Origin of the sequence: Stutzerimonas stutzeri, assembly GCF_000952685.1 — a bacterium.
GTDB classification, from domain to species: Bacteria; Pseudomonadota; Gammaproteobacteria; order Pseudomonadales; family Pseudomonadaceae; genus Stutzerimonas; species Stutzerimonas stutzeri_E.
Genome location: NZ_JYHV01000019.1, coordinates 56,040 through 69,992, shown reverse-complemented (window position 1 = coordinate 69,992; position 13,953 = coordinate 56,040). Strand labels below are relative to the sequence as shown.

Here is a 13,953-nt window from a genome sequence, read left to right as displayed (position 1 = left end):
ATGCGGGTACTCGTTGTTGATGATTCTGAGGTTGTTCGCATGCTTCTCCAGGCCGTTCTGGAAAGCACTGGTGCTGAAGTGCGGTTGGCCGAGTCGGGTGAGCAGGCGCTCGAAATGCTTGAAAGCTATACGCCCGATATCGTCACCATGGACATCCACATGCCCGGCATCGACGGTTATACGACCATCTCCCGCATCCTCAAGCGGCACGCGTTGCCCGTGGTGGTGCTCACCGCTAGCGCCAATGCGGCGGATTCAACGACCGCCATGAAGGGGTTGGAGGTTGGTGCATTGGCGGTGCTGGAGAAGCCCGCCGGCCCGGACGCGCCGGATTTCGATCAGCATATTGATGAGTTGCTACGAACCTTGCGGGTCATGTCGCAGGTGAAGGTCGTCCGGCGGCAGCGGTTGGTAACGGAGCGGATCCGCGCGGCGCCAACTCTGCAGATAGACCGGGTCGTATCGCAGGTACCCAGGCTCGTGGCGGTTGCCGCTTCTGCTGGTGGGCCCGCGGCACTCAAGATCTTGTTGCAGCGTTTGCAACCTGGCCAACCTTGGACGTTAATACTGGTACAGCACATCGCGCCCGGATTTCTGACCAGCTTCTGTCAATGGTTACAAAGCATCACGTCAATGCCGGTGGAAATTGGCTGTGACGGTCAATTGCTACAGCGCGGCAGGCTTTATTTATCCCCGGACGGATATCAGATCGGCATCACCGCCGATTGTCATTTGCGGTTGGAAGCCTGTCGGCCCGAGCAGGCGTTCTGCCCATCGGCCGATTACCTGTTTCACTCCATCGCCAGGACACTGGGCAGACAGGCGATCGGGGTTCAACTGTCGGGAATGGGGCGTGATGGTGCTGCCGGGCTGGCGGAGTTGAAACGCAACGGAGCGCTCACCTTCGTTCAGGAACCGAGCGACGCGATAATCGATTCGATGCCGCGTGCTGCGATCGATCTGCAGGCGGCCTGCGAGGTCATGTCTGCGCAAGGGATTGCCGAAATGCTCAATACGATTGCGATGCAAGCGACATCGTAAAAGGAATGCGCCGGGACATGCTGATGAATCAAGCTGCGGAAATATTGGTTGTCGAGGATAGTCCAACCCAGGCCATGGAGCTGCAGTATCTGCTCGAATCCGCCGGGTGCTCGGTACGCGTCGCCAGCAACGGCGTCGAGGCGTTGGCGATGGTGGCGGAGCGGCCGCCAACCATTGTCATCAGCGACATCGTGATGCCTGAGATGGACGGCTACGCGCTCTGCCGGCAGCTCAAAAACGACCCGAAGACCTCCCACATCCCCTTGATTTTGATCACCCATTTGAGCAATGCGCTGGATGTGGTCCACGGCCTGGCGTCGGGCGCCGATAACTTCATCGTCAAACCGTATGACCAAAACTATTTGATGTCGCGTATCCGTTATTTCCTGGTGAACCTGGAATTGCGTACCAAGGAGCGGATGCAGATGGGTGTCGAAATCATGCTGGCAGGCGAGCGGCACTTCATCACTGCCGATCGCCAGCAGATCTTTGATCTGCTCATTTCGACGTACGAACAAGGCATTCGCCTCAACAATCAGCTACAGAACAAGCATGACGAGCTCACCCACAGCAATCTTCTACTCAGCTGCCTGTTCGACTTCACCGCTGCCTTGAGTGATGCCCGAAGCGAGCGGGATGTCATTGAGGCTGCGCTCGAACATATCGTGGATTTCCCTGATGCCAGTGGAGCCTGGTTGGTGATGACGGAAGCCGAAGGGGGCGATGCTTCAGCGCAGCTCGCCGGTGTGCGGGGGTATGGCCTGGCAAAAGCGAAGCAGTCCCTTCGGCGTTGCGTTGAAACCTGCCCATGCATGCAGGCCTGGCGCAGCCAGCAGCCCGTCGCGCCGGCCAATATCGAAGCCTGCCCAGCGTTGGAGGACCTTCCCGGGGGAAACACTCACGCGGGGATTCCACTCAATCTTGGCGATGAATGCATCGGCATGCTCAATGTGTTGCGTTGCGATGCCGAGAGCTGGCCGGAGGAATCGCTTGAGGTTCTGACCTCAATCGGCCAACAGCTGTCCATGGCGCTTGGACGAGCGCGACTTTTTGCGAGCATGGAGGAGGCGGTTGAACTGCGCACCCAGGCGTTATCGCGGAGCGAATCGCTGCTGCGCAGCGTGCTCGATAGCTTGCCTGTCGGCGTATTGGTTGGCGATCAGGATGGCGGACTGTTGGATAGCAACGTCGAATGCAGCCGCATCTGGAATGCCGAACAGCCGCTTCAGCGGGCCGATCAGAGCCGCTTTCAGGGCGCGTGGGCCGAGACCGGAGAGCGCTTGACCGAACAGGAATGGCCTCTGCGCCTCGCCGCCAGGCAGGGCAAGGAGCTGCGAAACCAGGTGCTGGACATCGAAGCGTTCGACGGTGCCCAGAAGACCGTCTTGGCTTCGGCTGTGCCGTTCCGCGATGAGCGTGGTTTGCAGCTTGGATCGATCTCGGTTATCCAGGACATTAGCGAACAGCGCCAGCGCGACATGAGCATGCGTGTCCGAACACGTGCGGTGGAGGCAAGCGTCAATGCCATCATCATCACCGATAACCGGCAGCCGGACCAACCCATCGTTTACGTCAACCCGGCATTCGAGCGCATCACGGGCTACAGGCAGGAAGAGGTGCTAGGTAAAAACTGCCGCTTCCTTCAAGCAACGGACCGAGACCAGATTGATCTGATTGGTATTCGCCAGGCCCTGCAGACCGAGCAGGAAGGCTCTGCCGTCCTGCGTAACTATCGTAAGGACGGCTCCGAGTTCTGGAACGAGCTCAACATATCTCCGGTGGTAAACGACCGAGGCAAGATCAGTCATTTTGTCGGCATTCTTCACGACATCACCGAAGCCAAGCGCTATCAAGAGGAACTCGAGCACCAAGCCAATCATGATGGGCTGACCGGCTTGGCGAATCGAAATCTGTTGAACGACCGCATCCAGCAAGCGATTGCATTCTCCGCGCGTAATCAGGAATCCTTCGCGCTCGTTTTCATCGATCTGGATCGTTTCAAGGTGATCAATGACAGCCTTGGACACAACGTTGGCGATTGCTTGCTGAAGCAGGTTGCCGAGCGTCTTCGAGAGTGCACTCGCAATACCGACACGCTCGCCCGGCTTGGCGGCGATGAATTCGTTATTCTGCTGACCGATAGCCGCATGTGCTCCGAGCCGATCGGTTTTCTCGAGCGACTGCAAGCACGTATTGCCGCGCCGCTGATGCTCGATGGGCATGAATTGGTGGTCGGCTGCAGCATCGGCTTCTGCTGTTACCCGACCGACGGCGAGGATATCGATACGCTGCTGCGTAACGCTGACACCGCGATGTATCGGGCTAAGCACCAAGGCCGCAACCGTATTTGCGCCTTTATGCCTGAGATGAATGCGCAAATTCAGAAGCGTCTGGTCCTGGAAAAGCAGATCCGCCATGCGCTACAAAACAACGAATATCACCTGGTTTATCAGCCTCAGCTAGACCTGCTCAGTGGTCGGCTATGCGGCTTCGAGGCACTGGTGCGCTGGCAGCGCGAGGGCAAGCCGATCCCACCGGATGATTTCATTCCATTGGCGGAAGAAACCGGTTTGGTCGTGGGCATCGATTTCTATGTGCTCGACGCCGTGTGCCGGCAGCTACAGTCCTGGCGTGATGCGATGCATGGCGTGAACGTGGCAGTAAACGTCTCTGCAGTTACTTTGATGGAGGCGGATTTCGTTGAGCGGGTTGAGCGGACGCTCGATCAATACCAGATCACCCCGAACCTGATAAAACTTGAGGTGACAGAGACCTGCCTGATGACCGATGCCGATCAGGCACTGGAGAAAATGAAAGCGCTCAGTTCTATGGGCATCCAGTTTTCAATCGATGATTTTGGCACTGGTTATTCGTCTCTCGGGTATCTCAAGCGCTTTCCGTTCAGCGAACTCAAGATCGATCGCAGTTTCGTGAATGACACGCATCTCGACCCGGACAGTGGTTCGTTGGTGCGCTCGATGATTTCCATCGGGCATGATCTTGGCATCAAGGTCATAGCAGAAGGAGTGGAAACGGCCGAACAACTCGGCTTCTTACACCACGCCGGCTGTGATGAACTCCAAGGCTATTTTTATTCGCACCCGTTGAAACCCGAGGAGTGCCTGACGTTTCTGTCCAGCAAATCGAATCTGCAATTACCAGCACACATTCTCGACGAGCAGGTGCGCTATTTGCTGCTGATCAATGACGAGCAGAGCGTTCTCGATGCGCTGCGCCGAGAACTGCGCCTCGAGAACTATCGAATCCTAACTGCCACCACTGCTCGCAAGGCGCTCTCATTACTGGCTTCTTACCCGGTCGACGTAATACTGACCGATCTGCGGCTGGATGAAATGAGCGGCATCGCACTGCTTGGGCAGGTCAGGCTGCTTTACCCCGATGTCATTCGCGTTGTGTTGAGTGCCTCCACGGAGGTGGATAGCATCCTCAAAGCTATCAACGAAGGGGTCATATACCGCTTCATCACCAAGCCATGGGAAGAAGAGCATTTGCGCGCCCAAATACGGGAGGCTTTTACGCAGCGTGAACTGATCCGTGAAAATATGCGCATGCGAATTCAACTGGCCGATCGACGCAGTATGGCGGACTCTCGCAGATTAGACGGTAACGCCGGACCGCTTGGAACATCAATCAACCCCAGTAGGGCATGACCGAACGCTAGGTGATGTGACGTGCCAGATGCAGGCCGCGATTCTCGGTTTGGTTTCCTGCCGTGCTGATGCACTGCCCTAATGTCGTCCCGCACAACGGGCCCCACGGCGCCTGAACTTCCTTGTAGGCGGCAGGCTCTACCTAACAACACGCCTGTTGGGTTCGTTATGCGCAACCGTGATGATGAATATGTCAGTCGGACTTATCCAGTACAGGAAGACATGCCGCTGCAAGTGAAGGTATGGGCAGCAGAGCGCGTCGGTTGGTATCTATTGTGTCTGTTGATGCTTCTGTCACTGGCGGGTTTATTCGGAACCGGCCCGTTGAGCTGGACTGACAAAGCCTCCGTAAATGGCACCCTCAGCGCTCAATACGAGGTGTTCGAACGCAACGGTGCTTCCAGCGAGATGACTATCAAAGCCAAAGCCGATAACGACGGTAAGGTCGTCAGGCTGACTATCGATGGCGATCTGCTCGAAGCGTTTACGATTGAGAGCATTCAGCCACAACCCGTCACGACCGAAAGCTTTAACAAAGGATTACGACTTGAGTTAAAGCCGGATGGCAATGGCTGGGCAACTGCTTATCTTGCTATCAGGCCGTACGGTTTCGGCCGTTCACGCACTACGGTGCGCTCCGGCGAACAAGTTGTGGAATTGCGCCAATTCATCTACCCATAGGGCGTGAGTCATGGAGTCTGTTCTACGCGCAGCGGCTATATATCTGGTGGTCTTGGTAATCTTCCGAATCTCCGGAAGGCGAACGCTCTCGCAAATAACCACGTTCGATTTCGTTCTGCTGCTCATTATTGGCGAGGCCACCCAGCAGGCATTGTTGGGAGATGATTTCTCTGTGGTCAATGCCGTGTTGATCATCGTTTCGCTCGTCACCTTCGATATTCTCATATCGCTAATTAAAAGGCGTTCTCCTTATCTCGGCAGGGTCATCGACGGAAACCCCATGATCATTGTTGAAAATGGCCACCTTTTGAAAAGCAGAGCTCAAAGGGCGCGTATTGAAGAGGAAGATATTCTTGAGGCGGCGCGTTACTCTCAAGGCTTGGCTCGCCTGGACCAAATAAAATTCGCAATTCTGGAGAAAGACGGAAAGATCTCGATAGTTCCGAATGAATAAATACCCACCGAGATATTCTCGGCTCGATCAATCGATCCGCAGCTGTGTGGTTTCTTGGAGAAAACTATCAGCGATAGCCGTCTGCCTCTTCGCGCCGGCTGCACCGGCCTATCCGCAGGGATAGACCGATGTAGGCGGACCGGGGCCGTAGCGGCAGGGGAGCAGATGGGGTGCGTTTCGTCGGCGCTACGTAGCTGGTGCAACGTGCTGGAACGACGATGAGCGTGGGTTGGGCAGATTCACACCGTATACCCCAACACTCTTGGCAGCCACAGCGCGATCTCCGGGAAGATTGCTACCAGCACTAGCGCGCTGCCCATGACCAGGACGAACAGCATGGCCCAGCCGACCGTTTGTTCCAGTCGGATTTTCGCCACTTCGGCGGTGACCATCAGGTTGATCGCAACCGGCGGCGTGAACTGGCCGATGGCGATGTTCATGGCCAACAGGATGCCGAACCAAACCGGGTTCCAGCCGAAGTGTTGCATCACCGGGATCAGGATCGGCATGAGGATCAGGTAGATGGAAATCGCATCCAGCAACATGCCGGCCAATAGCACGGCGATCATCACCAGAATCAGCAGCACAGCGCTGTTATCGGAAAGCGAGATCAGCCATTCGGCCAGATGACGGAAGGTGCCGAGCATCGTGCCGGCCCACGCGAAAATGCCGGCTAGCGCGATGATGAGCATGACCACCCCTGAGATCACCGCCGCCTCCCCGCAGAGCTTCCAGAGATTGCGCCAGTCCAGTTCGCGGGTAACGAACAAACCGATCAGCACGCCATAGGCAACGCCGGCCACCGCAGCTTCGGTCGGGGTAAACAGGCCGCTGCGCAGACCGCCTAGGATGAGCACCGGTGCGAACAGTGCCGGCAGCGCCAGACGGAAGCTTTCGCCCAGCGGCGGCCGCTCGGTGTCCTCCGGGTTTTCCCAGCCGTAACGGCGCGCCAGGAGCCAGGCCGGTAGAAGCAGAACCAGTCCGGCGATGATGCCGGGGAACAGTCCGGCGGCGAACAGCGCTCGTAGATCCACACCCGGTACGACGATGGAGTAGAGAATCAGTGCGATGGAGGGTGGAATCAGGATCGCAGTGGACGCCGAAGCGGCAATCAGAGTGGCCGAAAACGGTTTGGGGTACCCGGCGCGGGTCATGCTTGGGAGCATCACCATGGCCACCGCCGCCGCATCTGCCGGACCCGATCCGCTCATGCCGCCCATGATCAGGCAGACCAGGATGGCAACCATCGCCAGACCGCCGTGTCGAGGGCCGATCAGCGCCTGGGCGAAACGCACCAGACGTAACGCCACACCGGCCTTTTCGAATACCAGACCGGTGAGAATGAACAGCGGGATCGCGATCAACGGATACTTGGCGACGCCGTTGTAGGTATTGGTGCCGAGCGTTGCCAGCATGTCTGGTGAAAGGCCTGCGAGAATTCCGATGGCGCCAGACAACGCCAGGGAAAAGGCTACCGGTACGCCGATCAGCAACAACAGCAAAAAGCTGACGAGCATCCAGACGTCAGGGCTCATCGGAAAGCCTCCCGCGCAGCCGGTCGAGCGTCATCTGGCTCAGCCGTACGGCTATCGCCAGTGCCAACAACGGCAGCCAGACGACGTACCACCAGTTCGGTAGGCCGAGGCCGGGAGACTCCGACTCCCACTGGTATTCCTCCAACGCAAACTGCCCCCCGAACCAAACCACCAATCCCAGGACCAGTATGCTGGCGAGCCACTGAAGGACAATCAGCGGTGCGCGCAGAGCAGGGAACAGCCGCTCGATCAGTCCGATACGAATGTGCCGGTTGCTGCGCATGGCTACTGAGGCACCGGCAAATGTCAGAATGACAAGCAGAAACACGGAAAGCTCTTCGGTGAAGGCAAAGGAGGCGTTAGTGAAATAGCGCACCACTACATTGGCCAGGCTGATCAGGCTGATAATCATAAGCGCCAGAGTGGCCAGCACACGCTCAAGGCGCGCGTCCTGTCGATTGTTCATGGAATCCCTCGAATCCCGGCGGCGGCGCACCGCCGGGCAAAACAGTTTTACTTTGCCATGGCCGCACGGGCCGCTTCGAGCAGGTCAGTGCCAATCTTCGGTGCCCACTTTTCGTGCACCGTTCGGGTCGCCTCGACGAATGACTGATGCTCTTGATCGCTGAGCTCGGTCACTTCGACGCCGCGTGAACGAATGTCGTCCAGGCGCTTGGCTTCTCCGCTTCGCGAGAGCTCGATTTCCCATTTGCCGGCGTCGATGGCTGCCTGGCGCAGGAGCTCTCGGTCGGCTTCCGGCAGCTGTTTCCAGATGCGCTGGTTGACCGCAAAAATCAGTGGGTCGGCCATGTAGTGCCAGAGCGTCAAATATTTCTGGCCGACCTGATCGACACGGGCAACATCAAACACCGATAGGGGGTTTTCCTGGCCATCGACGGCGCCAGTGGTGAGTGCCGGCTTGGCATCGGCCCAGCTCATCTGAGTGGGGTTTGCGCCCAGCGCAGTGAAGGTGTCCTGGAACAGTGGCGAGCCGACAACGCGAATCTTCAATCCGGCGAGATCAGCTGGAGTCTTTACCGGTTTGGCCGAATTGGATAATTCGCGGAAGCCATTCTCACCCCAGGCCAACGGGACGATCCCGCGCTTCTCGATGGCATCGAAGGCCAGCTTGCCGGCCTCGCCTTGAGTAATGGCATCGAGATCGGCGCTATCAGCCATCAGGAACGGCAGAGAGAACAGGTTCAACTCCGGTACTTGCGGCGACCAGTTGATGGTCGAGCCGACCGCCATGTCGATCAGCCCAGAACGCATGGCGGAAAATTCCTTGGTCTGATCTCCCGCGACCAATTGCGCGTTGGGGTAAACGCGCAGGGTGATTTCGCCCTTGGAGCGTTCCTCGACCAGGTCGGCCCATTTTTGCGCGGCTTGCCCCCATGGGAATGCATCGGAAAGTACGGTGGAAACGGAATATTCGCGGGCCGCGGCGGAGAAGCTAGTAGACAGGGCGGCAGCGATGGTCAGCGCGGTAAAACAGCGGGTCAGTTTCATGGGGCGTCCTTGTTCGGATCGGTCTTTCTGGTTGTTATTGGCGAACGGCCAGGCGCTGACGGTCAGCGACGGGCACTGCGATGGCCGACGAGCCATAGCCATAGGGACGCGCGGGTAGCGCGAAAAGTGACGCGTAGGCTGCGGATGGATAGTGCAGCGCAACGTACGGGCGTCACCAATGCCGAATGCCTTGTGAGCGAACGGCGTACCAGCCGCACTGCAACTGGTCGTACAACTATCGCAGAAGGTGCCTGTGAGCGCTATTGCCGGATCTGGTGGCCTCAGGTATTGCGTAGCAGATCGTGAGCGTCGAGCAATCGGTAGGCGATTTCCGGCTGCCGCTCCAATGCGCGCCGAATCGCGGCGGGAATGGATTGGCGGGTCTTTCGGCATAGCCCGGGCAGATCGGCGATATCAATGCGGATACCGCGCATGCTGCGTACCTCGTTGAAGCTCGGTGCAATCTGCATGCGAATGCCCAGCTGTTGGTAAATCCGCTGCTGCATGTGTTCGAGATCATCAAGGCTGGTCAGGTTCTCCAGCCGATGCAGCAGCCGATTCTCCTCATGCCGGGTTAGGCGAAGGATGCGCAGATCGCTGCCAGGCGTTTCCAGCAGTTGCTCGCGCCCGCAAATACAGGAACCTGGCGGGCAGGGGGTGCGGATCGGAACCGAAGCTGTCATGGATATTGATCATAGCGGGCGGCGCGGCCCGATACCCGTTTCGTCGACGAAACGGATGTACCGATTAGCAGGCGAAAGCGCATCGGGAAGGGCTGCATCCAGCTAAAGAGCTACGAAATTCGACATCACCTTCTCTCAAAGGCGCCCACCAGTAGCAGGCGCCCTGATCGCGATTCGCACGATGCCAGCTGCAGCTGGAGGCGACTTACGCTTCTCAGCGCGCGGGCACGCCTTAATTGAACCGCCCATTGGTACCGCCAACGCTATACCTGCCGGCACCGAGCAGCGCGACGGCAATCGAGCCGAAGAGGAACATCCCTTGCAGCTCGAGAGCCCAGCCCCCCATCTGACCGAGGGAGAACAGCTCACCCATATGAGCCAGAGCAAAGGCGACGAGCATGTTGCCGACCATGAGCAATGCTCCAACACGAGTGAACAGGCCGATGATCACTAGTACCGGCCCAACTAATTCACCGAGGTATACGCCGTAGGCAAGAAACGCGGGCAAACCGTGCCCGCTGAGCATTCCGGCGATACCGCCGACGCCGCTCTGTAGCTTGGCGATCCCGTGCAGCAGAATCAGCACGCCTACCGATACCCTCAGTAGCAGTTTTCCAATATCGTCAGTCATGACTCGTCTCGTCCTCTAGCGCGCCAGGGCTCTGGCATAGCGTTTTCTATAACATAGACCAACGAAGAGAGTGCTGCTTTCGACATAAGCGAGGAGCCGAGCCGGGTGATCAGGTTGCTGCGTACTAAATTGGGCCACCTTCGCATCCTCACGTTCGAGCGCATTTTTCGCTGAAAGAGGACGCTGGGCACTTTTGGATGCGCCCTGACGGGCGGGGTGACTTCTGTGATACGAGCCACTAGAATGCTTGCCCATTCTGGGGCCGGAATGCCGGCTTATGTCTGTGCAACGAGGAAAATCCATGCAAGTTTCTGTTGAAAGCACCTCCGCTCTTGAGCGCCGCATGACCATTGGCGTGCCGGTCGAGCGCATCGAGACCGAAGTCAACAAGCGTCTGCAACAGACCGCCAGCCGTGCAAAAATCCCAGGTTTCCGCCCCGGCAAGGTGCCGATGAGCGTCATTCGCCAGCGTTATGAAGCTGCAGCACGTCAGGAAGCACTGGGCGACCTGATCCAGGCCACCTTCTATGAAGCCGTGGTTGCCGAGAAGCTGAATCCCGCCGGCGCGCCTGCGGTCGAGCCGAAGGTGTTCGAGAAGGGCAAGGATCTGGAATACGTTGCGACGTTCGAAGTTTTTCCCGAGTTCAAGGTTGCCGGTTTCGACGGCATCGAGATCGAGCGTTTGCAGGCCGAAGTAGCTGATACCGACGTCGACAACATGCTCGATATCCTGCGCAAGCAGAACACTCGCTACGAAACAGTTGATCGTGCCGCCGAAGACGGCGATCAGCTGAACATCGATTTCGTCGGCAAGATCGACGGTGAGGCCTTTGCAGGCGGTTCGGCGAAGGGTACCCAGCTCGTACTGGGTTCCGGCCGCATGATTCCGGGCTTCGAATCCGCTCTGGTTGGCGCCAAGGCTGGCGAAGAGCGGGTCATCAACCCGACGTTCCCCGAGGACTACCAGAATCTCGATCTGGCCGGTAAGACCGCCGAGTTCACCGTGACCGTCAACAGCGTTGAGGCACCTCAGTTGCCCGAGCTGAACGAGGAGTTCTTCGCCCAGTTCGGTGTTCAGGAAGGTGGCCTGGAAGGTTTCCGCACCGAGGTCAAGAAAAACATGGAGCGTGAACTGCGCCAGGCGATCAAGACCAAAGTGAAGAACCAGGTCATGGAAGGTCTGGTCAGTGCCAACCCGATCGAAGTGCCGAAAGCACTGATCGACAACGAAGTGAACCGTTTGCGCGTTCAGGCCGTTCAGCAATTCGGTGGCAACATCAAGCCCGACCAGCTGCCGGCAGAGTTGTTCGCAGAACAGGCCAAGCGCCGTGTCGTGCTGGGGCTGATCGTCGCCGAGGTAGTCAAGCAAAACGAGCTCAAGCCTGACGATGCACGCGTTCGCGAGCTGATCGAAGAAATGGCTTCCGCTTACCAAGAACCGGAGCAGGTCGTGTCCTGGTACTACAAGAACGACGAGCAGTTGAACGAAGTCCGTTCTGTTGTGCTCGAAGAACAAGTTGTAGATACTGTCCTGCAGCAGGCTAAAGTGACCGACAAGTCGGTCTCCTACGAAGAAGCAGTGAAGCCTGCGGAAGCCCCGCAAGCTGCCTGAGCCTCTTCAACCGTTTAATGCACATTCATAAGCCAGCCTCGTGCTGGCTTATGTCTTTGCGGCGTGACATAGGGAGTATCGTTGGACATGTCCGGCAATTCGTTTATGCAAGCACCAGACATCCAGGCAGCTGGCGGCCTGGTGCCAATGGTCATCGAGCAGTCTGCGCGTGGCGAGCGCGCGTATGACATCTATTCCCGTCTCCTGAAGGAGCGGGTGATTTTCATGGTGGGCCAGGTAGAGGATTACATGGCCAACCTGATCGTCGCGCAAATGCTATTCCTCGAGGCTGAAAATCCCGAGAAGGACATTCATCTGTATATCAATTCTCCGGGCGGCTCCGTCACTGCGGGCATGGCCATTTACGACACCATGCAATTCATTAAGGCGGATGTTTCCACCACCTGCATCGGTCAGGCCTGCAGCATGGGCGCGTTCCTGCTCGCCGGTGGTGCAAAGGGCAAGCGCTTCTGCCTTCCCAATGCCCGGGTGATGATTCATCAGCCTCTGGGCGGTTTCCAGGGCCAGGCGTCAGACATCGATATCCACGCGCGTGAGATTCTCTACATTCGTGAGCGGCTGAACCAGTTGCTGGCCCATCACACGGGGCAGGACCTGGAGACGATCGAGCGCGACACCAATCGCGACTACTTTATGAGTGCTTCGCGAGCGCTGGAGTATGGGGTCGTTGACGCTGTCCACGAAAAACGGCAACTGCCGGTCTAATACCGGTCTTGGAGGGCGTTGTGAGCGGGCATCCGTCATGTGCGCTGTGCGCACCCTTGAAAATGCCCGCATTTGCCTTCATCTTGTATTTCAAGCCTTCCCGATTGGATCGATCGAATGACTGACACCCGCAACGGCGAGGATTCCGGCAAGCTGCTTTATTGCTCTTTTTGCGGCAAAAGCCAGCATGAAGTACGCAAGTTGATTGCCGGGCCCTCGGTCTTTATCTGCGACGAGTGCGTCGACCTGTGCAATGACATCATCCGTGAGGAGGTGCAAGAAGCACAGGCCGAGAGCAGCGCGCAAAAACTGCCTGCGCCAAAGGAAATCAGCGGCATCCTCGACCAGTACGTCATTGGTCAGGAACGTGCCAAGAAGATTCTGGCCGTGGCTGTTTACAACCATTACAAGCGACTCAATCAGCGCGACAAGAAAGAAGAAGTCGAACTGGGCAAGAGCAATATCCTGCTGATCGGGCCGACCGGTTCGGGCAAGACGCTGCTTGCCGAGACGCTCGCACGGCTGCTGAATGTGCCGTTCACGATCGCCGACGCCACCACCCTCACCGAGGCGGGATACGTGGGCGAGGACGTCGAGAACATCATTCAGAAGCTGCTGCAGAAGTGTGATTACGATGTTGAGAAGGCCCAGATGGGCATTGTCTACATCGACGAGATCGACAAGATTTCGCGCAAATCCGATAACCCGTCGATTACCCGCGACGTGTCGGGCGAGGGCGTGCAGCAGGCGCTGCTCAAGCTGGTCGAGGGTACGGTCGCTTCGGTTCCGCCACAGGGTGGCCGTAAGCATCCGCAACAGGAATTTCTGCAGGTCGATACGCGCAACATCCTGTTCATCTGTGGCGGGGCGTTTGCGGGCTTGGAAAAGGTCATCCAGGGGCGATCGACCCAGGGCGGTATCGGCTTCAACGCCGAGGTTCGCAGCAAGGATCCGGGCAAGAAGATCGGTGAGTCGCTGCGAGCAGTAGAGCCTGATGATCTGGTCAAGTTCGGCCTGATTCCCGAGTTCGTGGGACGGCTGCCAGTCATCGCCACCCTTGATGAACTGGACGAGGCTGCGCTGATTCAGATTCTGACTGAGCCCAAGAATGCGCTGACCAAGCAGTATGCCAAGCTGTTCGAGCTTGAAGGTGTGGATCTCGAGTTCCGCACCGACGCGCTCAAGGCCGTCGCGTCCCGCGCTTTGGAGCGCAAGACCGGAGCCCGTGGGCTGCGCTCGATTCTCGAGGGAGTGCTGCTGGACACCATGTACGAGATCCCGTCGCAAAAGGATGTCAGCAAGGTGGTCATCGACGAGAGCGTCATCGAGGGTACGTCTCAGCCGCTTCTGATTTATGAGAACAGTGAGCCGCCTGCAAAGGCTGCGCCAGACGCGTGACAGCACAAGGGG

The 13,953-nt window shown here is 57.8% G+C and carries 12 protein-coding genes; 7 read left to right on the top strand and 5 right to left on the bottom strand.

Annotated features, from left to right (window positions below):
- From UF78_RS11625 to UF78_RS11610, 4 genes are all read left to right on the top strand, one after another.
- Complete coding sequence (locus UF78_RS11625) at positions 1-1,041, top strand: chemotaxis protein CheB (RefSeq protein ID WP_045162385.1); 1,041 nt, start codon at positions 1-3, stop codon at positions 1,039-1,041.
- A gap of 17 nt (positions 1,042-1,058) precedes the next feature.
- Entirely contained in the window at positions 1,059-4,712 is a 3,654-nt protein-coding gene (locus UF78_RS11620; RefSeq protein ID WP_052679321.1) for an EAL domain-containing protein, read from the top strand.
- Positions 4,713-4,880: 168 nt separating this feature from the next.
- A complete protein-coding gene (locus UF78_RS11615) occupies positions 4,881-5,393 on the top strand; it encodes a hypothetical protein (RefSeq protein ID WP_045162384.1) in 513 nt (170 codons plus the stop codon).
- Between the two features lie 10 nt (positions 5,394-5,403).
- The gene (locus tag UF78_RS11610) at positions 5,404-5,847 is read left to right on the top strand and encodes a DUF421 domain-containing protein (protein ID WP_045162383.1); all 444 of its coding nucleotides are present in this window, start codon (positions 5,404-5,406) and stop codon (positions 5,845-5,847) included.
- Positions 5,848-6,086: 239 nt separating this feature from the next.
- Here the strand turns inward: UF78_RS11610 and UF78_RS11605 are convergent, their stop codons facing one another.
- From UF78_RS11605 to UF78_RS11585, 5 genes are all read right to left on the bottom strand, one after another.
- Positions 6,087-7,382 (bottom strand): TRAP transporter large permease, encoded by a 1,296-nt coding sequence (locus UF78_RS11605; RefSeq protein ID WP_045162382.1) that lies wholly within the window; start codon positions 7,380-7,382, stop codon positions 6,087-6,089.
- Positions 7,372-7,848 carry a TRAP transporter small permease gene (locus UF78_RS11600; RefSeq protein ID WP_045162381.1) on the bottom strand — a complete coding sequence of 159 codons (477 nt, stop codon included), beginning with the start codon at positions 7,846-7,848 and terminating at the stop codon, positions 7,372-7,374. Before UF78_RS11600 ends, UF78_RS11605 begins: the two co-directional genes overlap by 11 nt.
- Positions 7,849-7,895: 47 nt before the next feature.
- On the bottom strand, positions 7,896-8,891 hold the full coding sequence (locus UF78_RS11595) for a DctP family TRAP transporter solute-binding subunit (protein WP_045162380.1): 996 nt from the start codon (positions 8,889-8,891) through the stop codon (positions 7,896-7,898).
- A gap of 281 nt (positions 8,892-9,172) precedes the next feature.
- Positions 9,173-9,574 carry a hypothetical protein gene (locus tag UF78_RS11590; RefSeq protein WP_045162379.1) on the bottom strand — a complete coding sequence of 134 codons (402 nt, stop codon included), beginning with the start codon at positions 9,572-9,574 and terminating at the stop codon, positions 9,173-9,175.
- Positions 9,575-9,806: 232 nt separating this feature from the next.
- Complete coding sequence (locus UF78_RS11585) at positions 9,807-10,205, bottom strand: DoxX family protein (protein WP_045162378.1); 399 nt, start codon at positions 10,203-10,205, stop codon at positions 9,807-9,809.
- A 301-nt stretch (positions 10,206-10,506) separates the two neighbouring features.
- Here UF78_RS11585 and tig point away from each other — a divergent pair, with 301 nt between their 5' ends.
- The 3 genes from tig (at position 10,507) to clpX (ending at position 13,941) form a co-directional block, all read left to right on the top strand.
- The gene (gene tig, locus UF78_RS11580; protein WP_045162377.1) at positions 10,507-11,817 is read left to right on the top strand and encodes a trigger factor; all 1,311 of its coding nucleotides are present in this window, start codon (positions 10,507-10,509) and stop codon (positions 11,815-11,817) included.
- Positions 11,818-11,904: 87 nt separating this feature from the next.
- Complete coding sequence (gene clpP / locus UF78_RS11575) at positions 11,905-12,543, top strand: ATP-dependent Clp endopeptidase proteolytic subunit ClpP (RefSeq protein ID WP_045162376.1); 639 nt, start codon at positions 11,905-11,907, stop codon at positions 12,541-12,543.
- A 117-nt stretch (positions 12,544-12,660) separates the two neighbouring features.
- A complete protein-coding gene (gene clpX, locus UF78_RS11570; RefSeq protein ID WP_045162375.1) occupies positions 12,661-13,941 on the top strand; it encodes an ATP-dependent Clp protease ATP-binding subunit ClpX in 1,281 nt (426 codons plus the stop codon).
- Positions 13,942-13,953: the final 12 nt, after the last annotated feature.

Coding starts and splice junctions, on each gene's coding strand:
- tig (WP_045162377.1), top strand. CDS start 10,507: ATGCAAGTTTCTGTTGAAAGCACCTCCGCTCTTGAGCGCCGCATGACC.
- UF78_RS11585 (WP_045162378.1), bottom strand. CDS start 10,205: ATGACTGACGATATTGGAAAACTGCTACTGAGGGTATCGGTAGGCGTG.
- UF78_RS11590 (WP_045162379.1), bottom strand. CDS start 9,574: ATGACAGCTTCGGTTCCGATCCGCACCCCCTGCCCGCCAGGTTCCTGT.
- UF78_RS11595 (WP_045162380.1), bottom strand. CDS start 8,891: ATGAAACTGACCCGCTGTTTTACCGCGCTGACCATCGCTGCCGCCCTG.
- clpX (WP_045162375.1), top strand. CDS start 12,661: ATGACTGACACCCGCAACGGCGAGGATTCCGGCAAGCTGCTTTATTGC.
- UF78_RS11610 (WP_045162383.1), top strand. CDS start 5,404: ATGGAGTCTGTTCTACGCGCAGCGGCTATATATCTGGTGGTCTTGGTA.
- UF78_RS11600 (WP_045162381.1), bottom strand. CDS start 7,848: ATGAACAATCGACAGGACGCGCGCCTTGAGCGTGTGCTGGCCACTCTG.
- UF78_RS11605 (WP_045162382.1), bottom strand. CDS start 7,382: ATGAGCCCTGACGTCTGGATGCTCGTCAGCTTTTTGCTGTTGTTGCTG.
- UF78_RS11615 (WP_045162384.1), top strand. CDS start 4,881: ATGCGCAACCGTGATGATGAATATGTCAGTCGGACTTATCCAGTACAG.
- UF78_RS11625 (WP_045162385.1), top strand. CDS start 1: ATGCGGGTACTCGTTGTTGATGATTCTGAGGTTGTTCGCATGCTTCTC.
- clpP (WP_045162376.1), top strand. CDS start 11,905: ATGTCCGGCAATTCGTTTATGCAAGCACCAGACATCCAGGCAGCTGGC.
- UF78_RS11620 (WP_052679321.1), top strand. CDS start 1,059: ATGCTGATGAATCAAGCTGCGGAAATATTGGTTGTCGAGGATAGTCCA.